The 19,565-nt window shown below is 56.8% G+C and carries 17 protein-coding genes and 1 pseudogene; 5 read left to right on the top strand and 13 right to left on the bottom strand.

Features of this window, described 5'->3' with window-relative positions:
- Positions 1-560: pseudogene (glyA, locus tag GOW60_RS13655) on the top strand (serine hydroxymethyltransferase); the annotation flags it as partial.
- A 273-nt stretch (positions 561-833) separates the two neighbouring features.
- On the opposite strand, the gene GOW60_RS13650 reads toward glyA, so the two are convergent.
- Positions 834-1,208: a hypothetical protein gene (locus GOW60_RS13650; protein WP_171229700.1), complete on the bottom strand. Its 375-nt coding sequence runs from the start codon at positions 1,206-1,208 to the stop codon at positions 834-836.
- Positions 1,209-1,299: 91 nt separating this feature from the next.
- Here GOW60_RS13650 and GOW60_RS13645 point away from each other — a divergent pair, with 91 nt between their 5' ends.
- Positions 1,300-2,058 carry an alpha/beta fold hydrolase gene (locus tag GOW60_RS13645; protein ID WP_171229699.1) on the top strand — a complete coding sequence of 253 codons (759 nt, stop codon included), beginning with the start codon at positions 1,300-1,302 and terminating at the stop codon, positions 2,056-2,058.
- Here the strand turns inward: GOW60_RS13645 and GOW60_RS13640 are convergent, their stop codons facing one another.
- The 6 genes from GOW60_RS13640 to GOW60_RS13615 form a co-directional block, all read right to left on the bottom strand.
- Positions 2,059-2,244 carry a hypothetical protein gene (locus tag GOW60_RS13640; RefSeq protein WP_152457401.1) on the bottom strand — a complete coding sequence of 62 codons (186 nt, stop codon included), beginning with the start codon at positions 2,242-2,244 and terminating at the stop codon, positions 2,059-2,061.
- Between the two features lie 93 nt (positions 2,245-2,337).
- Positions 2,338-2,715 carry a rhodanese-like domain-containing protein gene (locus GOW60_RS13635; protein ID WP_171172659.1) on the bottom strand — a complete coding sequence of 126 codons (378 nt, stop codon included), beginning with the start codon at positions 2,713-2,715 and terminating at the stop codon, positions 2,338-2,340.
- Positions 2,716-2,794: 79 nt separating this feature from the next.
- A complete protein-coding gene (locus GOW60_RS13630) occupies positions 2,795-4,147 on the bottom strand; it encodes an HlyD family type I secretion periplasmic adaptor subunit (RefSeq protein ID WP_171172658.1) in 1,353 nt (450 codons plus the stop codon).
- Between the two features lie 2 nt (positions 4,148-4,149).
- Positions 4,150-6,213 carry a type I secretion system permease/ATPase gene (locus GOW60_RS13625; RefSeq protein WP_371813362.1) on the bottom strand — a complete coding sequence of 688 codons (2,064 nt, stop codon included), beginning with the start codon at positions 6,211-6,213 and terminating at the stop codon, positions 4,150-4,152.
- Between the two features lie 191 nt (positions 6,214-6,404).
- Entirely contained in the window at positions 6,405-8,345 is a 1,941-nt protein-coding gene (locus tag GOW60_RS13620; protein ID WP_171229697.1) for a type I secretion protein, read from the bottom strand.
- Between the two features lie 131 nt (positions 8,346-8,476).
- The gene (locus GOW60_RS13615) at positions 8,477-10,759 is read right to left on the bottom strand and encodes a hypothetical protein (RefSeq protein WP_171229696.1); all 2,283 of its coding nucleotides are present in this window, start codon (positions 10,757-10,759) and stop codon (positions 8,477-8,479) included.
- A 763-nt stretch (positions 10,760-11,522) separates the two neighbouring features.
- Here GOW60_RS13615 and GOW60_RS13610 point away from each other — a divergent pair.
- Both GOW60_RS13610 and GOW60_RS13605 read left to right on the top strand, forming a co-directional pair.
- Positions 11,523-12,113, top strand: a complete 591-nt coding sequence (locus GOW60_RS13610) for a response regulator transcription factor (RefSeq protein ID WP_171229695.1) — start codon at positions 11,523-11,525, stop codon at positions 12,111-12,113.
- Complete coding sequence (locus GOW60_RS13605) at positions 12,106-12,603, top strand: hypothetical protein (RefSeq protein WP_254443952.1); 498 nt, start codon at positions 12,106-12,108, stop codon at positions 12,601-12,603. Before GOW60_RS13610 ends, GOW60_RS13605 begins: the two co-directional genes overlap by 8 nt.
- Before the next feature lie 971 nt (positions 12,604-13,574).
- Here GOW60_RS13605 and GOW60_RS13600 read toward each other — a convergent pair.
- Genes GOW60_RS13600 through GOW60_RS13575 form a run of 6 tightly spaced genes read right to left on the bottom strand, consistent with a single transcriptional unit; the run spans position 13,575 to position 18,774 of the window.
- Positions 13,575-14,513, bottom strand: coding sequence for an HAD hydrolase-like protein (locus GOW60_RS13600; protein ID WP_171229693.1), 939 nt, complete (start codon positions 14,511-14,513; stop codon positions 13,575-13,577).
- The gene (gene phnE / locus GOW60_RS13595; RefSeq protein ID WP_171229692.1) at positions 14,477-15,292 is read right to left on the bottom strand and encodes a phosphonate ABC transporter, permease protein PhnE; all 816 of its coding nucleotides are present in this window, start codon (positions 15,290-15,292) and stop codon (positions 14,477-14,479) included. Before phnE (GOW60_RS13595) ends, GOW60_RS13600 begins: the two co-directional genes overlap by 37 nt.
- A complete protein-coding gene (gene phnE / locus GOW60_RS13590) occupies positions 15,292-16,107 on the bottom strand; it encodes a phosphonate ABC transporter, permease protein PhnE (protein ID WP_171229691.1) in 816 nt (271 codons plus the stop codon). Before phnE (GOW60_RS13590) ends, phnE (GOW60_RS13595) begins: the two co-directional genes overlap by 1 nt.
- Complete coding sequence (gene phnC / locus GOW60_RS13585; protein WP_171229690.1) at positions 16,104-16,898, bottom strand: phosphonate ABC transporter ATP-binding protein; 795 nt, start codon at positions 16,896-16,898, stop codon at positions 16,104-16,106. The genes phnE (GOW60_RS13590) and phnC overlap by 4 nt, the downstream gene beginning before the upstream one ends.
- A gap of 60 nt (positions 16,899-16,958) precedes the next feature.
- Positions 16,959-17,933, bottom strand: a complete 975-nt coding sequence (gene phnD / locus GOW60_RS13580) for a phosphate/phosphite/phosphonate ABC transporter substrate-binding protein (protein WP_171172652.1) — start codon at positions 17,931-17,933, stop codon at positions 16,959-16,961.
- A gap of 58 nt (positions 17,934-17,991) precedes the next feature.
- On the bottom strand, positions 17,992-18,774 hold the full coding sequence (locus GOW60_RS13575; RefSeq protein WP_254443950.1) for a DeoR/GlpR family DNA-binding transcription regulator: 783 nt from the start codon (positions 18,772-18,774) through the stop codon (positions 17,992-17,994).
- Positions 18,775-19,045: 271 nt separating this feature from the next.
- Between GOW60_RS13575 and GOW60_RS13570 the strand changes: the two genes are divergently transcribed.
- On the top strand, positions 19,046-19,510 hold the full coding sequence (locus GOW60_RS13570; protein ID WP_171229688.1) for an NUDIX hydrolase: 465 nt from the start codon (positions 19,046-19,048) through the stop codon (positions 19,508-19,510).
- Positions 19,511-19,565: the final 55 nt, after the last annotated feature.

The raw sequence follows: 19,565 nt of genomic DNA, 5'->3' as shown, positions 1-19,565 counted from the left end.
TGATCCTGACCAATGATGAAGATATCGCCAAGAAAGTGAACTCGGCCATCTTCCCGGGCATCCAGGGCGGCCCACTGATGCATGTGATCGCGGCCAAGGCCGTGGCCTTTGGCGAGGCGTTGCAGCCTTCGTTCAAAGACTACATCAAACAGGTCGTCGTCAACGCTCAGGCGTTGTCGGATCAGCTGATCAAGGGCGGTTTGGACACGGTGACCCACGGCACCGACACCCATGTGGTGCTGGTCGACCTGCGCCCCAAGGGTGTCAAGGGCAACGCCACCGAGAAAGCCTTGGGCCGGGCGCATATCACCTGCAACAAGAACGGCGTGCCGTTTGACCCCGAAAAGCCGACCATCACGTCGGGCATCCGTCTGGGGTCGCCCGCCGGCACGACGCGCGGCTTCGGCGAGGTCGAATTCCGCCAGATCGCCGACTGGATCATCGAAGTGGTCGACGGCCTGGCCGCCAAGGGCGAAGACGGCAACGGCGCCGTCGAGGCCAAGGTCAAGGCCGAAGTCGCAGACCTCTGCGCACGCTTCCCGATCTATCCGAACCTGTAACTGGTCCATCCTCCAACACGGAACGGCGCCATGAGGCGCCGTTTTTATGCGTCAGATCCCTGAAAACGTTCTGGATCTCGCCCAGCGCATATCCGGTGTTTTGGGCAAGGTCCCGGGCCCCACGGTCGCCAAGGCCATTCTGGTCAATACGCGCTTTTTCCGCCCCGACCAGCCTTTCGCGCAGCTGTTCACACCGGATCCGTGCATTCGATGTTACCGCACACAGGGGTTTGCGCCATGTTCCGGCCTTGGCGCGCAGTCCAGAATCCAAGCTCAGATCAAGCCGCGCCACCACAGAAAAACCAACAGAAGTGTCGTCAGTGCCAGCATGTTGAAGGCCAGCCCCCCCAGCAGGCCAAGGAACCAACCCCATCTGCGATCCGCAAGATTGATGGACCCCAGATGTTCCTGCACCACGTCGGACGCCTTGATCAGCCTGGGGTTATCCAGAACCAGCCTCAGTTTGGGATGAGAGGCCATCGCCTCGGCCCGGGCCAGAATCAAGGCCTGCTTGTAGACGCGCCGCGGCAGTCGGCGCTTGGCCTTGCGGATTGATGCCTCGAGCGTCTTGTCGCGCACCCCGAGCTTTGCGCGCAGCAACACAACCGTTTCGGCGATCCGGGTCTGAATGTCTGGGTCCTGCGCCATTGGTGGCCTCCTGCGGAGGCAATCTAGCGGCAGCGCCCATGACCTACAATGGGGCTGGTCGTTTCCGGCGGTGACTTGTATCACGCGGTCCATGCTGAACACCATCATACATGGCGAACCGACCGCCCGACCGCCCCTTGTCATTGCCCACGGCCTGTATGGATCGGCCCGAAACTGGGGCGTGATTGCCAGACGGCTATCAGACCAGCGGCAGGTTGTGGCCGTCGATATGCGTAACCACGCCTACAGCGCGTGGGACGCTTGTCATGACTATCCCCATCTGGCGCAGGATATCGCCGAGGTCATCGAAAGGACTGGCGGGACGGCGGACGTACTTGGGCATTCAATGGGCGGCAAGGCCGCGATGACACTTGCGCTGCAACACGGCGCGCTGGTGAACAAACTGGTGGTCGCAGATATTGCGCCGGTGAAATACACGCACAGCCAAATTCAATTTATCGAGGCCATGCGTGCCGTGGATTTCTCGCGCATTGCGCGCCGCTCGGATGCCGAACAGCAATTGGCCGAGCAAGGCGTTGAAAAAGCATTGCAGAGCTTCTTTACCCAATCGCTGGACATCAAGGGAAAGCGTTGGCTGCTGAACCTGGATGTGTTGGCGGACCAGATGCCAAATATCATGGGCTTTCCCGAGTTGGACGCACAGTGGCAAGGCCCCGCGCTGTTCCTGTCGGGGGGCGATTCAGATTACGTCTTGCCGGAACATCGAGCCAAAATCCGCGCGCTGTTTCCCGGCGCGCGATTTGCCAAGATCCCCGGCGCCGGGCACTGGCTGCACGCCGAAAAACCGCGCGAGTTCGAAGCTGCCGTCAGGACCTTCCTGAACGCCTGATCAAGCGCCTTGATACAGCCGCCTGGCCACCATCCAGGATGCCGGAGCGGCGATTACGGCCCCAGCGGCCGCGGCGCCCACAATTGCGCTGACGGACACCATTCCGGCCGACAGCACGGCGATTACGGCCGAACCAGACAGAGCAGTTGCAATCAGTGAATACAGCATAGCGGCAAGGCGAAACATGGCCGGGCTTTCCTTTTGATGGCTTCCGGCCAAATATTTCACGATTCGAATATGTTGTGCTTTGATTTGTGTCAGTTTCAGACGGTTCCGAAGCTAGGACTTGGCGATTTCACCGCCACCATTCACCCAGTCCGTCAATCCACCAAGATTGTACACCCTCTGGTATCCCATATCCTTCAGGAGTTTTCCGGCCAAAGCCGCGCGCCCGCCTGATGCGCAGTACAACACGATAGGGCGATCCTTGCGCAGTTCAGGGTCATGTGATTGCAATGCATCGTCTGCCCGAAACTCCAGCATGCCGCGGGGTATATGATGCGCCCCGACGGCGCGGCCCGTCTGTTCCAGCTCATTCGCATCGCGAATGTCCAACAGCAGCGCCCCCTGTTCGGTCATCGCCTTTGCCTTGGCCGCATCGATACGCTCGACCACCGCGTTGGCCGCTTCCATCATCTCTTTCACCGTCACCGGCATGTGAGTTCTCCTTTACGTCACCGCGCAGAGGTTAACATGCGAATTTTGGAAGGTGTAGACATGGAAGGAAACGCGCGTGTTACTGCTCGCGAAACGCGCGCGACATGCTGTCTGATACCGGTTTGGCGATATAGGCCGCAAAGGTGCGCTCCTCGGTCTGGATCATGATTTCTGCGGGCATCCCCGGTGTCGGAACAAAGCCGCGCACGCGCTGCAACTCATCCGGGGTCAGTGAGACTCGTGCCAGATAGACTTCCTGCGGAACACCGGTCGAATCCTCAAGCAGCGCATCGGCCGAGATATAGAAAACCTCGCCATACAAAACAGGCGTTGTGCGTTGGTTCAACGCGATCAGGCGGACTGTGGCGGTCTGCCCCGTGACGACACTGTCAATCTCGGTACGCGGAATCTGTGCCTCGATGATCAGGGGCGCATCTGCGGGCAGGATTTCGGCTATCGGTTCCCCGGTCTCAATCACACCGCCCGGCGTGTGATAATGCAATCGCACCACAGTTCCGGTTACCGGCGCGCGTACCACGGCCCGGTCAAGAACGCTGCGCGCCTGTCGGGATTTTTCACGCACGCTTTCCAGATCAGCTTCGATCACGCCCAGTTCATCCAGTGCGGCCTCACGATAGGCGGACCGCGTACGAGCGATCTGTTCGTCATATTTCAGCAGCATCTGATTGATTTCAGCGGCTTCCGCCTGCAACCGGGCCTGCTGACCTTCGGCTTCGGCCTGGACACGACGGATGGTGTTCAGCTCTCCTTTGCGGACAAGGCCCTTTTCGAACAGTTGGCTTTTGGCCTCGAACTCCTCCTGCAAAATCTCGGCGCGCCGGGCCATGCTATCCAGTTGCGCCTCAAATCCGCTGGATCGGATTTTCAGCGCTTCCATGTTGCGCTCCAGCAGGGCCAAATCATTCAGCAGCGTCTTGCGCGACACATCAAAGCTGAGCTTTTGCCCATCCAGAATGGCCATTACTTCAGGATCTTCGGATGCTTCGACAAGCGCCTGCGAAAACACGAGGCGGTCGCGTTCCCCGTACTCGGCCAGCAACCGTTCGGTCATGGCCTGAAGGCGCAGCTTGCGAATATGCAATTCACGCTCATTGGCCTGGGCCGAGGTCTGGTCCAGGGTCATCAACACTTGACCTGCCTGAACCGCCTGACCTTCCACAACCTTGATGTCTTCGATGATGCCGCCTTCAAGATGTTGGACAATCTTGTTGCGGCCTGTGGCCACAAAGCTGCCTTGCGCGATGACCGCTGCGGCCAGTGGGGCACTGAAGGACCAGACCCCGAAACCGCCGAAGCACACGACAAGCAATACCACCCCGATCACTATCAACCTGTTGATCGAGCGCGGAACCTCGGCATACCAGACTTCTGGTTCATTGGCTGAGTTGTTCACAGGTACGAGGTCATTCATGGTCAGCCCCCCTGCTGGCCTTCAATTCCAGTCTGCTTGCGCGGCCCGTTGATCTGCTGAAGAACCTGATCACGCTGACCGAACAGGGCCACACGCCCGTCCGTCAGCAACATGATCTTATCGACAACATTCAACAACGTCGGCTTCTGCGTAATGACGACAACGGTGATCTTGCTTTGACGTGCCTGTTCGATTGCACATGCCAGCGCCTTGTCGCCCGCGACGTCGAGATTTGAATTCGGTTCATCCAGCACAACCATCCTGGGGTTGCCGAAAAACGCCCGAGCCAGTGCGATACGCTGCTTCTGACCACCGGACAAAGGCGAACCATCAGCGGCCACCACGGTTTCATATCCCTGCGGCAACGTTGCAATCATGTTATGAACATCGGCCAGAACGGCAGCATCGTGGATCTGTTCGTCAGTGGCATCCGCCCGCATCCGGCCGATATTGTCCTTGATCGTGCCCGGGAACAGCTGAACATCCTGCGGCAGGTAGCCGATGCTTTCGCCAAACTGGCGCGGGTCCCAGTTTCGGATGTCCATCAGGTCAAGCCTGACGCTGCCCGATGTGGGCAGAATGGATCCCACCAGAGTTTTCCCAAGCGTGGTTTTCCCGGCACCGGAATTGCCGATGATGGCCAAAGTTTCGCCGGGAACCAGCGAGAACGTGATGCCGTTCAGAACCACGCGTTTGGTTCCGCCCGGTACAAAGAGCAGACGTTCGACATCCAGACGACCTTCGGGCCGTGGCAAGCGCAGTTTTTCGTATTGCAGGGCCGAGGTCGACAGCAGCGCCTTGATCCGGCCGTAGGCTCCGCGCGTCAGCAGATAGCTGTTCCATCCTTCAATCGAACCTTCAATCGGCGCAAAGGCACGCCCGGCAATGATCGAGGCCGCAATCACCATACCGCCTGTGATCTCTCCTTGCAGCGCCAGAAACGCGCCCCAACCCAGAATTCCGATCTGCGTCAAAAGGCGAACTGCGCGCGAGATTGCAGCGAAGATCACGTTGCGGTCCTGCGCCCGCACCTGCCAGGTCAGCGATTGGGCGGTATCCCGCCCCCAGATCCGCACGGCCTCGGGTATCATTGCCAGAGCATTAATGATCTGACTGTTGCGAGACATCGAATCCAGATGCAGGTTCGCCATGGACTGCGCCTTGTTGGCCTCGGCAAATGGCTTGGCAGTCGTTTTCTGGTTGATCAGTGCAATCGTCATAAGAATCAACGCAGTAACCACCACGATCATGCCCAGTTGCGGATGCACGAGGAAAATCATCAGAATGAACAGGGGTGCAAACGGCACGTCTAGAAATGAAAGCAGCGTGCCCGAGACCAGAAAACCACGAAGCTGTTGCAGATCGCCCAATGTCTGATACTCGCGCCCGTTTCCGTGCAGCGACGCATGGGCCGCCGCGCTCAGAACCGGTGCGCCCAGCCGGGCCGCCACTTCGACCCCGGTCCGCATGAGCATGAACCGCCGCACCGCATCAAAGGCAGACTGGAAGATCACCGCCCCTGCAACGATGGCCGTCAGCATGATCAGCGTGTCCAGCGACCGGCTGGTCAGAACCCGGTCACTGATCTGGAACAGATAGATCGGGATCGCCAGGATCAGAATGTTCGTGGCGCAGGTCAGGACCAGAACAAACGCAAGATTGCGCCGGATCGCCCGCATCGAAACGCGCAACGTGCGCTGGAAATCTTCGGGCGGGGTGCGTTTGTGGAAGGTTTGGGGTGGCCCGTTCCCATCACCGCCGCCAGAATTCGTTTGCAACAGTGGCTGGTTTGCCTTGGCCTCGATCGTGGTGCCTATGCCGTTCTCACCGGATGCGCGTGCAGAGGGGGTCTTGCGCGCAGTCGAGTCCCCGGCGGATGCCGGATCCGGGCCGTCGGCATCGGCCACCCCATTGCCGCCACCCGCCGGGTCTTCATCTTGCGCGGATTGCGGCTGCGCACGCTGATGGGGAGGATCAGCGCGCCGTTGTTCGCGTGAGTGTTTTTGGTCTTCGGATTGCTGTGGCGCTTCGGTTTCAACCGTCGAATCTGGATCTGACTCAGACACGCGCATCTCCTGCGTCAGGTGCAAACGGGCTTTGACCCGTTGTCTCGCTGGATCTGCCCCACCGTCTGCGCGCTGGCGCTTCGGGCCCAAACCGCCCTGCCTGTCCAGTGGACTGGATAAGAGTGGACGGCGCGACGAAAAAACAATCGACATATACAAACCTTCTGGTCACTCGATAAAAACTTGGGGGGTCAGGCCAGCATGGATTGCAGGCCGTCATCTGGTGTCGTTGTGTCAGTGGATTGTGCGTCCAGTGCCAGGGCCGCATCCGGTTGCGGCACAGACATGTCCGCCATGATTGCGGCGATCGCCTCGTTGGTCATATCTGTGATTTCCTGGTTGTCCGGTACGTCAATCAGGCTGGCCTGATGAAGCAGCAGGTCAGAATAAGATCCGTCAGCGGCCATGACCGTCGAATCCACACCCATTTTGGTCAGATTGACGGAGTTCAAAAGGGCGTTGCTGCCTGCGACGACATCGGTATCGGCGGCACTGGGACCGGACAGGTCAATTTGATCCTGATCCAGCATCATGGTGACCTGTTCAACGATGTTCACCTGCAACAAGTCTCCGTCGATCTTGAGCACACGCAACTGCTCCATCCCTGCGAACAAGGGATCGTTGAGCAGCGCATTCTCCAACGCATCCATATCCGTTTGATCAAGCGCCATGGCGTCGGACAGGTTCTGCTGCAAATCCTGATGTGTATCGGCGCCTACCGTTTTGACCGACGCGTCATTCATGATCACGTTTTCATCATCTCCGGCCATTGCACCGGGCATACCGCCGCTGATGATATCGTCATCCATCAGGGCGTTGGTCTGGTACAACATGTCCACGGAGATCATATTCCCGTCGATCATGATAAGGTCGTAAAAACTGCCCAGCTGCACGATGTCGGTGACATTGAACATTTCGTTGTCGCCCAGCGCGTACAAGGTCGATGCGGCCGAAATCTCGGTCTGTATGTTGTCAATATCCGTGGCGTCGATAACTTGCTTGACGAAGTTGGCCACAACCAGATCACCGTGGACCCAATCCACAACGATAAAGTCAGGCTGTCCTGTTGTTCCGGCGCCATTGTCCAGCCAGGGGGCATTTCGGCCTTCGACTTCAATCTTCGAGGACTGGATCACATTGGTGCCGCTGCCCGTTCCCGGCGCCCCCACATCCCAATCTGACACAAGCGCAACCTGGCTGATGGCGGTCAGGCTGATCGCCTGCCCTCCGACGGCGATATAGGGGGCATCAACCCAACCTACAGATGCCGAGACAGCATTGATCGCAAGGTTCCCGCCGGTCACGACCAGGTGTCCGTCGTCAAAGTCAGGATCTTTCGACTGATCCCACTCGGCCGGAAGCATGGCCTCGGCCTCATCCTCTCCGGCTTCATCCGGCTGATGGAACGCAGGCAGGATGTCCGTCCATACCGGAGCGTCGTCAACGTACTTGCCGTTCACGATCACCCCCAACGCATCATTGCCATGAAACTGATGTATCGTGACCCCATCGATATTCGCGTTTACCGGGGCCGACATCTGTTGGGCCAGCGCCTCGAGCATTTCGGTCGACTTGTAATCCGCGAGCGAAAGCGAAGGGGCTGCCATGGCATGAAGCGACAGCGCCATGTCCAGCATCTCTTCGCCCTGGGCGATCAGCGCCTCGGTATCGCGAAAGTCCCCTTCCCCCACCGTGTCGTTGTCGCGCATGACCACCTTTTGCACGGTGAACGTCATTGCCGAACCCAATGGCACCGTATCCGGTCGCAGAATAATCAGTTCAGGTGCAGAAGACGGGCCGGATACGCTGTCTGGGACAAATCGCGTGGATTCCGCGCTGTCACCGTTAAGGATGATGACCGACTCATGCACCGGCCCGACAGGAGCTTTTGGCAACGGAAGTTCCGGTTGAGAGGGAAGAAAATTGAATGGTAGGGCTTTGTATTCGCCCGCTGGGATATCCAGATCAGCTTTGAGGTTGATCGAGGTAGGCTCGTCAAGCCCGTCTATTTCGGCTTTGCGCCTCAGGGCGCTGAATTCCTCGTACTGATCCCTCAGGCGGGCTTGTTCGATCGTAAGCTCAAAAGTTCCAACAAAATGCGCTATCGTTTCCGTAATACCGTCAAGTGCCATGTCGGTTATCCTTTTTGCCCGCGGCGGCTCGTAATTTCCGCTTTGGGTTCAGTTGGGCCGGGGCCGCGTTTTGCGGCCCCGGCATTTTCGAAAGGTAGCAAGGCCCGAAAATGCGAGCCCCGCCTTTTGACTTAAACGTCCGTGTCGTCGCTGGCGTGGGACATGTTCATCGAACCACCCACCATGGTCGTATCGACCGTGTTGCCCAGGACGTTGGCGCCCATAATGATCGACTGGTTGAACGCAGACGTATCAACAACAGCTGCCGCCGATGCATAGGACTCGCCGGTCACGATGCCATCGCCACCATTGTTCGCGCCCCAGGCACCACCATTGCCGCCGGCACCACCGTCACCTGAATAGGCGCCGCCACCGTTACCACCGGTGATCATGCCACCCATGGTGTCGCCTGACGTTGCAGTGCCCATCGAAGCTCCGCTGGTTCCGCCGTTCGCGGCGGATGCGCCACCGGCACCACCGTTGCCCGAGTCAGCCGCACCAGCTGCGTCGCCGGACCCAGTCGATGTGGCATCATTGTCGGAACTGCCTTCGCCGCCGTATCCGGCAATTGCTTCGGCCAAGCTGTCAGCCGCACCGTTTGTGTCGGCGTCTCCGAAGATGTCGGCAGCTCCGCCGTTGCCTGCGGTATTGGCCGCGTCGGCAGACCCGGCTCCGTTGCCGGTAGACGAAGAGGTCGGCGTTGTGCTACCGCCCGCGCCGCCGTCACCGTCGGCAGCCGATGTTCCGGTACCGGCCGCATCCGCTGCGCCATCTGCTGCGTTCGACCCGCCGTCACCGCCGCTTCCGTCGGTGTCTTGCGAGTTGCTGGCCGCGCCGTTCACGTCGCCCGGGCTCTGGTCGATATCCGGCCCGCTTGCCGACTGATCGCCAACACCCTGCGCATCGGAATCCGCGTCAGCGGTCCCGCCGGAGCCGTCGCCGCCTGAGCCGTCGCCACCTGAACCGTCGCCGGCCGTGCCGTCGCCACCGGTGCCGTCACCGCCGGTTCCGTCGCCGCCTTCGCCCGCTTCGGCATCAATCATGCCCAGCTCTTCCTGCAGAGCCATGATTGCAGCTTCGACCATCGCGCCGAATCCACCTTCGCCGTCGCCGCCGGTGCCGTCGCCACCGGTGCCGTCGCCGCCAGTGCCGTCACCGCCGGATCCGTCACCACCGGTTCCGGTTCCGCCAGAGCCGTCAGCCGAGCTGTCCGCGCCACTGTCAGCAGAGCCGTCCGCAGTGTTGTCACCCGCAGTGGCATCATTTGCATCAGTGTTGCTGTCGCTTGTGTTCGAAGCCGAACCATCTGCCGCAGCATTACCATCGCCACCGTCCGCGCCGGACGCGTCCGCAGCGTTGTCCGCCGTTCCGGTCCCGGTTCCTGTCGAGTCGGAATCGCTGTCGCCGCCGTTTGCGTTACCGGCTGCGTTCGAACCGGACAAACCCAGGCCTAGACCCAGACCAAACGAATCCGCGCTGCCGCCGGCTCCGCCGGTTCCGCTGCCATCGGCACTTGTGCTGCCATCATTGTCGGACGAGGCTGAGCCATCTGCGGCACCGCCATCTCCACCGGCGCTGTCACCGTCGGATCCTGCGCCTGCCATACCAACACCATTGCTGGCATTGCTTGCGTCACCGGTCGATCCGCCCTGGCCAGCGCTGGAATCGGCATCCGCACTGCCGGTATCGCCACCGTCAGCCCACGCGTGGCTGCCCAAGGTTGATGAATCGGCCGCGCCACCGTAACTGGTTCCACCGTCGCCCGATTTTCCACCGCCGGCATCCGAGCTTATACCTTCAGCCGCAGTTGCCGTGCCACCATTGGCATCACCATTCTGGTAAAAGTCAGCGTTGTTGGATACGGACGGTGAATCAAGCGTGTCGTCGTCGCTCAGGCTGGCGACCTGGCTGTTCACGGATGACATTGCCGTTCCGGCGCCGTCCATCGAGATATCCAGATTCATGTCATCGCCCGGATCATAGGTCAGATCACGGCCAGCAGTGATCACGTCACCCACTGTCGACGAGTCGCCAAGATCCAGATCAACCTGATCATCGTCGCGCGGAATCCACTCACCGCCGCCGAAATCGATGTTGATTGAATTGCTGTTGGAATTGTCGTTGGTGTTGTCGCCGGCATTAAGCGTCTGGTCTTGATCCTGACCCTGGTCCTGATCCTGACCCTGGTCCTGATCCTGGCCCTGGTCTTGATCCTGACCCTGGTCCTGGCCCTGATCCTGACCTTGCTCGTTGGCGTTTTCTACATTCTGGTCCTGCTGCTGTTGCTGCGCAGTCACATCGGCTTCGACAAGAGCCTCATCAACCTGAATTTCAACATCCACCGGAGCATCCAGGTTTTCGACAACAATTTCGTCAACGGTCGTTACGTTTGTATTGTTTACATTACGTCTCATAACAAATTCCCATTTCTGGAACGCCTGACCGCCATTCATCTACAAAGCGGCAACGGGCGTGATTGAAACTGAAATACCCGCACAGCGTTCAAGCACGCTGAATGCGGTTCACGGTAGTTTTTCTGAGGCCACCTCCTTTCCCGGCTAAGCCGAATACGCGGCCGTTCACAATCGATGCTGAAATGCGCAAGGAACGGGCGCGGCAGGGACAGACGCTTTCACAATTAAAGCCTGACCATGTTCGCAGCGACGCACGCTTGCGACTAGCTAACTGAAAGTTCTGATGAGGGTAAAATATTGTTTTTTAGGTTTATTTTGAGGATATTGCGGAACTTTCGCCGGGCTGGAACAAAAAGTTCTAGTTTAAGAAAGCAATAAAAAATAATGCAATTGTTTCCGCTGGTTACACAATGCCACACCGAAAAACCTAAACAATAGTTCTATATCTAAGGCACTTGAACTATACCGTCTGGTTGTAGAAAATCACGTTTTCAGCTACAATAAACCTCACGTAATTCTTTGATTAGTTAACTACTTTTGCACTGGCAATTCCATTTCGATAAAGCCATTTCCGGTTAACCCCGTTTTGTGAGGGAATATAATGAGTGAGTCTTTGAACAATGAATCTGGCAATCAGAGTTTTTATTCAGAAGATTTTTCAATTGTCTTCCTCGGGAAAGAACTATTCTATTCAAATCAAACCCTAAGAAGCGTTCAAACCGAATTTGGTGTCCGAGCTTTTCGCTTCGAAACACTCGAGGCGATGAGTACAAGTGTTCCGGACAGCGGCAAGATCGTCGTCGTGGATCAGATGTTGATCGAAGACCTGTTGGCGCGCCCAGATGCATACACCAAAAGTGCAGGTTCCGGCTGTCTTGCCTTCGCCTACCGCAAAGAGGAATCGGCCCGGCACCTGTTCGAAGGCTGGAACCGCGCGCAGTTTGGCGATGTCGGCTTTCTGCCGATGAACGTGGCACCGGACGCGTGGCGCGCCATCCTCAGACTGCTGATGCACGAGGAACTTTATCTTCCCAGCTTTCTGGCTGACTGTGTTTCAACTCCCTGTCAGCGCGCGCCCGAGAGACCACGGCAACGGGAAGCCATTACATCCAACGGCGCGGATCGGCACGCACAGTACTCTAAGCTGACACGCCGCGAAAAACAGGTTCTGAAACTGGTCTCAGAAGGCAAAAGCAACAAATTGATTGCGGCCAAGCTGGGCATCACGGAACACACGGTCAAGCTGCACATGCATAACGTTGTCGGAAAGATCGGTGTCAGCAACCGTACGGCGGCTGCTCATTTCTATTTCGAGGTTGCGCCTCATGAGGCGCAGCAGACCGCCCTTGACTGATCGCTTTGAAGCCCGGTTCGACCGCCTGATCCTTTTGGTCGGCAGGCTGAACTACATGTGGACAAACACCGAGAGCCTGCTGATCCATCTGATCGCCGGCCTGACTGGAACGTCCAAGGACGTGGCCGTAATCATCTTTCTGACTTTGAACACCACCCGCGCGCGAATAGATCTGGTTGAAAGACTTGCAAAAATGGAAGGGCGCCCTGCCCGGGTTCGCGATCCGATCCTTGAACATACGCAAAGGCTGGCCAAGCTTTCTGGCATCCGCAACAAGTACAACCATTGCATCTATTCTTTCGACCCTGAAAGCGGAAACCCGAAAACGATCCTTATGCGGATCGCTGACCGCAAAACCGACATAAAACTCGGCCGCGAAGATACCGTGGACGACAACGCGCTGCTCCAGATCGAAGCAGTCGTTGATCAGCTGTCAGCCGCGAACAGGGACATTTGGAAACTGATCCGACAATTGGGGTTTCCGGTTTAAGCATAGTCGCACAGCAGAGTTTTATGGGGGCTTCGCAGCACCCGCGCGTTCTGCCACGCACACATAAGTCACGGCATTTTCTTATTCTTTTTAGTGCGGGCGGTGAGCACCATGTGGCTAGTACATTATGCTGTATTTAATCTCTAACACATTAATACTATTATTAAATTAATCCGGCACCTGCAGCACACTGCAACAGAATTTGGGAAAGCACCGCGCCGCAAGCGTGGGGCAGTTAAAGCAAGAGGCGTAAACCGACTATCAGCAGCGCAGGTAATAAATGCCGCGCTTTGTATCGTTGTTCAATACGGTGGCGGGCTCTTTCTCAAGAAGTCGCAGAACGGCAGTCGCTGGTTCTATCAGTTCTAAGACAACGGCAAGCGCCAGCATGGGGGATTGGATCTTTCCTTGACATGTCCCTGTTTGATGCGCGCACAGAACGAAAAAACGGTCCTCTAATACGGAACGCGACGACGATCCGATTGCGGAACTTGAACTCCGGCGTCTTGATGCAGAAAACAACCCGAACGACCCGACATTTGAGGACATGGCGCTCATCGCGTTTGATCGGTTCAAGAAACGGCTGCGCGGCGACGGTGCGCGCGGTCGCTGGTTCGGGGACTTGATTCGATGAGATAGACGGCGACTTGTGAACAGTCCCGAAAGAACCCATAAAAAGCTAAGGGAAAAAGTACACGGTTTCTGAAACCCGCTGTGGACTGAGGCCGTGAACCTGATTGAGATATGCTGCGAATTGCAGTCAAAGCGGCCGATACGTCAGTTTGTTGGGATGTGTGATAACAGTCCAATCCAGACATGAGTTCAGAGTTCTGTGGCTGCGGAGGAGTTTTCCAAAGCCGCCGCTCGCACGTGGCGCTGCATGTGTATGGTCGGCATGTTTGCCACGCAAAGTCAGCCGACATACGAGTTAAAGTGAACAGGAAAACGCATCTAAGGGTAACGCCCTGGCATCAAGGCCGGCTTACGACAAAGTCAGGGACTATCCCTGCCTTTATGATCGCTGCTTCAACATCATGCCCTGCGAAGAAACCGTATCCCGAGATGAGGGCGGAAGCTATGCCTGCTTCTCGTGCGCCCAGTATGTCGGTGTGCAGGCTGTCGCCCACCATCAGAACCCGGGACTTGTCGATGTGCCCGAGACATTGGAAAGCAAGATCATAGATATTGGCGAAAGGCTTGCCAAAGAACTGAGGGGCGACGCCTGTCCGGTCTGCCAGCCGGTGCGCGTAAAGACCGGGTTCCTTGGAAAAACCGTACTCGCGCGGAGCGACAATGTCAGGGTTGCCAACCAATACCGGGCGGGGACGCTCTTGCAAAGTGGCCTCCAACATGGCTTGTCGCGCTTCATTCCAAACCGCTGACCCGATCAACAAGAACCCGTCGACGGTTTCGTAGGGCTTGGGCTCATCCTCCAGATAGGACAATTTCAGCCCCTCCAGATCGCGAAGGCCGGCACTGGGGGCCGCCATCAATCCCCAATGCAAATCACTTTGGCCGTTCAGTTCAGACAACAACGTGGCTCGGCTGGTGATCACGTCTTGTGGTGCGAAATCGTAACCAAGCCTATTGTACTTCTCCAAAAGAGTTGCGTGGGGAAACCCGGCGGCATTCGACACGACCAGAACACGTTTGCCAGCGGCTGTCAGCGACCTGACCCGATCTGGCGTATCCGGGATTGCCGTATCACCAATATTGAGAACCCCGAAAGCATCGAGGAGGAACACGTCAAACTCATGAGCTATGTCCTCCAGCGTATCCGCCTGGCGATAGCTCAATTCGGTAGATCTGGTTTGCGGCAGGCGATGTCGTACAGCCTCGTAGGCGTCAAAAGCATCTTGCACAGAGAAACCGGTCAAATGATGGCCCCTCGTACTTTCGCCGAAACCCATTCGCTGACCATAACCGCGACGAGAATGACAATCAGGATCAGGCTGACTTGTGGCCAAGCCAGAACATTGAGCGAGGCCGACAATTGCAACCCGATACCACCAGCACCAACCAGCCCGAGCACCGTGGATTCGCGGATGTTGATATCCCATCGAAAAACGGCAATGCCTGCAAACGCGGGCAGGATTTGCGGTACGATCCCATAGGCCATGACCTGCCAGCGTGAAGCACCGGTTGCCGTTATTGCTTCGACCTGCGTGTGATCAATCTCCTCAATCGCTTCGTAAAGAAGCTTTGCGCAAAACCCGATTGAACGAATGGCGATTGCTATGACACCGGCGAACACTCCGGGACCAATAATCGCGATCAGAAGAAGCGCCCAGATCAACGAGTTGATGGACCGAGTCGAGACAATGACCAACAGGGCAATCGGCCGGATGAACAAGGCCGATGGCGTGGTGTTGCGGGCCGCCAAAAAGGCGACGGGCACTGCCATGCACAGGGCGATGATTGTTCCCAAGGTGGCAATGTTCAGCGTGTCCCAAATCGGGCGGCCCAGTTGGGTGATGTACTCCCATTTGGGAGGCGTTGCCCGGGTCCAGATATCATTGGCGATCCGGGGCGCGTCCCAGACGAAAAACCAAGTGGTCGATTCCGAAATCAGCTGCCAGCAGTAAACAAAGATCGCCACGCCCAACAGCCAGCCGAACCAACGAACCAAGCTCTGACCTGTTGTCCGGCGACGCCAGATTTGTGCATCGTCGCGTTCAAGTATCGGCATTACTGAACCCTCGCTCGAATAATTCCCGAAAGGTATTCCAGAGCCATCACGATGCCGATAATCAGAATGAGAATGGCCGCCGCGGTGTCGTATTCATAGCGGTCGAATGCGGTGTTCAAAGTCGCACCAATTCCACCAGCCCCGACAAGCCCGAGGATCGCGCTTTCCCGGAAGTTGATGTCGATCCGATACATGGAAAGGCCCACAAGTCGCGGCATCACTTGCGGCTGGACACCATAGTTGATCCATTGTGGCCAACGCGCTCCAGAGGCCTTGATCGCCTCGGCCTGAACTTTGTCCATGGCTTCGATATCTTCGGCCAGAAGTTTCGAGAGAAACCCGATGGTGGCGAAGGAAAGCGTCAGAAATCCGGCCAACGGGCCAAAGCCGAAGATCGCCACAAGCAATATGGCAACGATGATCTCTTGCAATGCCCGGCTTATCGCAACAATGCCTCGGCAAATCATGTAGATTGGCAATGGCGCGATATTGCGTGCAGCCCCCAGCCCGATCGGGATCGATATCAGGATGCCCACGACCGACGCGGCCACGGTCATCACGATACTTTCCAGAAGGCCGCTCCAAATATCTGACCACCGTGAAATGAAGTCTGGGCTGGTGAATGCAAGAACAAACGCCCAACCGCGATTCAGCCCTTCATAGACACGGCCCCAATCGACTTCGATGGTCATAAAAGCTGCGATCAGGTAGGCGAAAAATCCAAGGAGCAATGCCCAGCGGAGCACTGGGTTCTTGACAAAGGCAGGCTTACGCCAGCCTTTCCCCAACATGTCGTCCAGTTCTCGATGGCTCATTCTGCGGCCTCGACATCTTCATCTTCGTCCACTTTTTCGATGGTTGCCTCCCAGTCCTCTTCCCCATAGATTTCGGTCAGCTTCTCAGGGGTAAGGCCGGTGGGAAGCCCATCATACACGATTTCGCCAAATCGGAGTCCCACAACGCGGGGAACAAACATCTGAGCGAGCGCCACATCATGGATATTGATGATGGCTGCCAATCCGCGTTCCTGACATAACTCGGTGATTAGCCGCATGATTTGACGGCTGGTTTTGGGGTCCAGCGACGCGGTTGGCTCATCAACCAGCAACAGTTTCGGGTTTTGAATCAAGGCGCGGCAGATGCCCACCCTTTGGCGTTGACCCCCCGACAGTTCATCCGCCCGCTTATCAGCCATGTGCAACAGCCCCACCCGATCAAGCAGGCGGAAGGCTTCGTCCACATCAGACTGCGGATACCGTCGCAGGAAACTGCGCCAGAATCCCACGTATCCCAGCCTGCCGGACAATACGTTTTCCATCACCGTGAGGCGTTCAACCAAAGCATATTCCTGAAAGATCATGCCCATTTGGCGGCGTGCTTTCCGCAGCGCACCCGAGCCGAGTTTGGTCACGTCAACGTCATCCAGAAGGACACCGCCGCTTGTCGGTTCAACCAACCGGTTGACACAGCGGATCATGGTTGATTTGCCCGCGCCCGAGGGCCCGATCAACGCCAGAACCTGTCCTTTTGGAACCTCAAGATCGATGGCCTTCAGCGCCTGATCTCCGGTCTTGTATGTTTTCGTCAGCTTTTGAAGACGCAGCATGAAATGCCCCAGATTAGGGTGAACAGCGGGCCCTTTCAGGCCCGCCGGATGAGCCAAAAATTACTGGCAGGCGTAAGAGACGCCATTTGCCGCGTCAATTTTGCGAATAACGTCCCAGAATTCCTGATAGGTCATCTCGAGGAATTGGCCTTCGTTTGATTTTGAGAACTCAGCTTCAAGTGTCGTCCCCTCCCAATCGAAATTGAAGAAGGCATTGCGGATCTTTTCCTGCAGCTCGGGTGTCAGGTTGTAGACGGTGCCAAACCCCGTGGTCGGGAAGGTCTGCGACTTGTAGATCGTAACGACATCATCTTCCTTGATCACATCGCGCGAGATCATCCGGGATTTTACCGAGTTCGCGATCGATGCCGCCAGGTAATCCTTGTTGGCGACACCCAGGATCGAGTTGTCGTGCTTGCCCGAGTAGACAGGTTCGAAATCGCGTTCGGGCAGAAGATCAAAATCGCTTTTCAGGATCGCCGAGGGCGCTTTGAATCCCGAGTTCGATGTAGGCGATGTGAAAGCCAGTTGCTTCCCCTTGATGTCTTCGACCTTTTCGATGCCCGAACCCGGATAGGTGATGATCTCCATCTCGTAACCAAAATTTCCGTCCTTCGAAGCCATGATCGTGAACGGACGGAACCCGGCGCAGTTTACCGCCAGTGGGTTGGAACCGGTGTTGAAACCTGCAATATGCAAACGCCCCGAACGCATCGCCTCGATCTGGGCCGCGTTGTTTTGAACAGGGAAAAAGACGACGTCCTTGCCAGTTTCCGCTTTCAAATGGTCAAGAAAATCTGACCACGCGGTTTTGTATACGGCGGGATCTTCAACCGGCGTATAGGCAAAAATCAAAGTGTCTGGATCTATCTGCTCGGAAGGATCCGTGGGGATATCCGCGATCAAATCCCCGTCGGCATCACAAAAACGCTCGTCCAAGTCACCGCGTGGACAATCCTGCGCCGACGCCGTTCCACTTATCGACATGAGCGCGATTGCAGATGCCCCAAGCAATAGTTTGATATCGATCTTCATGTTTTCCTCCCAGTCAAGTGCGGTGCTTTTTATCCGCCGTTAATCAGTCATTTCATATCTACCCGGCGACGAGAACGTCGACCCGGGCGCCTTCAATGGCGTTATGCAATTCTCCTGTTGGTTTTTTGTCGGTGATTATTGAATCCAGGTCGTCAAGGCCCCCCACTTGAGACAGGCCTTTCCGGCCGAATTTCCCGGAATCAACAAGAAGGTGCCGTTTCTGGGCGCGCGACAGCATTGCCCTCTTTATTGCCGCAAAGCCGCGCACCGTTTCTGAAGGGCCATCGGGCGAAAACCCCGAGGAACCGATCATGCACCTGTCGACGTTGAAACGGGACAGAAACTCCAGCGTCTCGGTTCCGATCGTTGCAGACTCAGTTGCCAAGTATTCCCCCGGGCATAACAGCACTTGTGCAGCCCCATGGCCAAGGGTCATGGCTACGGGAATGGAATTGGTGATTACGGTGCAGGATGTGCCAATATAAGCCAGTGCACGTGCCATTTCGATTGTGGTCGAGCCGGAATCGATCATGACCGTTTCACCGCTCTGGATCAGTTCTGCCGCTGTGGTACCTATCCGTTCGCGCTCCTCAACCTGTGCGTTTGTTCGTTCATCCAAACCCGGATAGTGCCCTTGCGCGGCGGCCGATGCCCCCCCGTGTGCCCGCGCTATCAAGCCATCATTCGACAGAGCATCAAAATCTCTGCGTACCGTCTCGGTAGAGACGTTGAACCGCTGCGCCAGTTCGTTGATGCGAACGTGCGGGCGCAGCTTCAGTTCCAGCAATATCTGCTGGCGCCGGTCGGATTTCTTTACCCGGCTGTGGTTCTTTTCAGACATTTTGCCGCGCGTTTTAGTTTTGGACATCCGACGACCCGACTAGGTTTCGAAATCCACTTTTGTGGGCTTTCGGTCATAATGCAATATTTTTTGTTGCATAACCCTCGGAAGGTTGTGAGAATTCGAGCGATCACAAGTATTTCGAAGCGCAAAGCAAAGATGCACAGGCTGATCAAATTCAGAATACGAGCCAAGGCAAAGCGTTGACCGGCCAACTTGCCAACAAAACAGCTTCCTTTTGGTTCTTGATCGTGTGGCATTGAGAGGCGGCATGAGCGACAGCGAAACGGCAGATCAGATTGCGGCGCTTCCGATGCGCTGGGACAAGACTGGCAAGTTACGCGTTCTTATGGTTACTTCGCGGGATACCGGCCGGTGGGTTATCCCGAAGGGCTGGCTAATGGACGGCAAAAAACCATGGCAAGCTGCTGAAATCGAAGCGCAAGAAGAAGCAGGCGCCGTCGGCACCATATCGAAACGGCCAATCGGTCATTTTTTCTATGATAAACGATACGAGGGGCGAAGCAGCGTTCGCTGCCGCGTCACCCTTTATCCGATGGTCGTCGAAAAGCTGAAGCGACGCTGGAAGGAAAAAGGTGAACGCACGCGTCACTGGTTTTCACCGGCAAAGGCCGCAAAGTTGGTTCAAGAAAGCGACCTGTCAGATTTACTGAACAATCTGACGGACAATCCAGAAGTCAAAACTGTCATAAAGAAACTTCGACAGGCTGCATGAGGAAGGGCATGAAAGAACCGGGAAACCCGGACGCATCAAGCTCAAAGGGAGGAAG

This window comes from Ruegeria sp. HKCCA4008 (assembly GCF_013033125.1).
Taxonomy (GTDB): domain Bacteria; phylum Pseudomonadota; class Alphaproteobacteria; order Rhodobacterales; family Rhodobacteraceae; genus Ruegeria.
Note: the sequence above shows the minus strand (reverse complement) of the source record. Positions and strands in the feature narration are given on the sequence as shown.

Coding starts and splice junctions, on each gene's coding strand:
- GOW60_RS13650 (WP_171229700.1), bottom strand. CDS start 1,208: ATGGCGCAGGACCCAGACATTCAGACCCGGATCGCCGAAACGGTTGTG.
- GOW60_RS13645 (WP_171229699.1), top strand. CDS start 1,300: ATGCTGAACACCATCATACATGGCGAACCGACCGCCCGACCGCCCCTT.
- GOW60_RS13640 (WP_152457401.1), bottom strand. CDS start 2,244: ATGTTTCGCCTTGCCGCTATGCTGTATTCACTGATTGCAACTGCTCTG.
- GOW60_RS13635 (WP_171172659.1), bottom strand. CDS start 2,715: ATGCCGGTGACGGTGAAAGAGATGATGGAAGCGGCCAACGCGGTGGTC.
- GOW60_RS13630 (WP_171172658.1), bottom strand. CDS start 4,147: ATGAATGACCTCGTACCTGTGAACAACTCAGCCAATGAACCAGAAGTC.
- GOW60_RS13620 (WP_171229697.1), bottom strand. CDS start 8,345: ATGGCACTTGACGGTATTACGGAAACGATAGCGCATTTTGTTGGAACT.
- GOW60_RS13615 (WP_171229696.1), bottom strand. CDS start 10,759: ATGAGACGTAATGTAAACAATACAAACGTAACGACCGTTGACGAAATT.
- GOW60_RS13610 (WP_171229695.1), top strand. CDS start 11,523: ATGAGTACAAGTGTTCCGGACAGCGGCAAGATCGTCGTCGTGGATCAG.
- GOW60_RS13600 (WP_171229693.1), bottom strand. CDS start 14,513: ATGGGTTTCGGCGAAAGTACGAGGGGCCATCATTTGACCGGTTTCTCT.
- phnE (WP_171229692.1), bottom strand. CDS start 15,292: ATGCCGATACTTGAACGCGACGATGCACAAATCTGGCGTCGCCGGACA.
- phnE (WP_171229691.1), bottom strand. CDS start 16,107: ATGAGCCATCGAGAACTGGACGACATGTTGGGGAAAGGCTGGCGTAAG.
- phnC (WP_171229690.1), bottom strand. CDS start 16,898: ATGCTGCGTCTTCAAAAGCTGACGAAAACATACAAGACCGGAGATCAG.
- phnD (WP_171172652.1), bottom strand. CDS start 17,933: ATGAAGATCGATATCAAACTATTGCTTGGGGCATCTGCAATCGCGCTC.
- GOW60_RS13575 (WP_254443950.1), bottom strand. CDS start 18,774: ATGTCTGAAAAGAACCACAGCCGGGTAAAGAAATCCGACCGGCGCCAG.
- GOW60_RS13570 (WP_171229688.1), top strand. CDS start 19,046: ATGAGCGACAGCGAAACGGCAGATCAGATTGCGGCGCTTCCGATGCGC.